Genomic DNA, 780 nt, shown 5'->3' with positions numbered 1-780 from the left:
TGGTGTTGCCCGACTCGAAGCCGTTGTTGCCCAGCAGCTGCGAGGAGGTGCAGGAGCCGCCGCCGGTCGAGCTGACCGTCCAGGTGAAGGACGCCGTGCCGGTGGCACCGGTGGAGTCGGTCACCGTGACGGTGGTGCTGTAGGTGCCCGCCGTGGTGGGAGTGCCGGTGATGGCGCCGGTCGAGCTGGAGATGGAGAGGCCGGTCGGCAGTCCGGTCGCCGCGTAGGTCAGCGAGCCGCTGTTGGTGCTGCTCGCCGAGACCTGGAGGCTCACCGCGGTGCCCACGGTGGAGGACTGGCTGCCCGGGTTGGTGACCGTGACGCCCGAGGTGGGCACGGTGATGTGGCTGCCGACGTTGATGCCGGCGAACGCGTTGCCGACCCCGGCGTACTGGGCGGAGCTGGTGCCGTACAGGGCGGCGGCCGCGTTCAGGGCGGCGGTGCGGGCACCCGAGTAGGTGGTGCTGGACGTCATGTACGACGTCAGCGCCTTGTACCAGATCTGGAGCGCGGCGGCCCGCCCGATGCCGGCCACGGCGACGCCGTCGGAGGTGGTGCTGGTGTAGGTGACGCCGTTGATGGTCTTGGTGCCGCTGCCCTCCGAGAGCAGGTAGAACATGTGGTTCGCCGGGCCCGACGAGTAGTGCACGTCGAGGTTGCCGACCCCGGAGTACCAGCTGTCCGCCGACGAGCCGTCCTTGCTCGGCTTGTCCATGTAACGCAGCGGCGTGCCGTCACCGTTGATGTCTATCTTCTCGCCGATGAGGTAGTCGCCGACGT

At 69.1% G+C, this 780-nt stretch carries 1 protein-coding gene; it reads right to left on the bottom strand.

Annotated elements, in window-relative coordinates; all coding sequences use genetic code 11:
- Window positions 1–780 (bottom strand): M4 family metallopeptidase (locus AAW13_RS42690; RefSeq protein ID WP_206306382.1); only part of this gene is annotated, 780 nt, incomplete at both ends.

Source organism: Streptomyces humi (assembly GCF_001005085.2).
Lineage (GTDB): Bacteria > Actinomycetota > Actinomycetes > Streptomycetales > Streptomycetaceae > Streptomyces > Streptomyces humi.
This window is presented reverse-complemented; position numbering and strand designations above follow the sequence as displayed.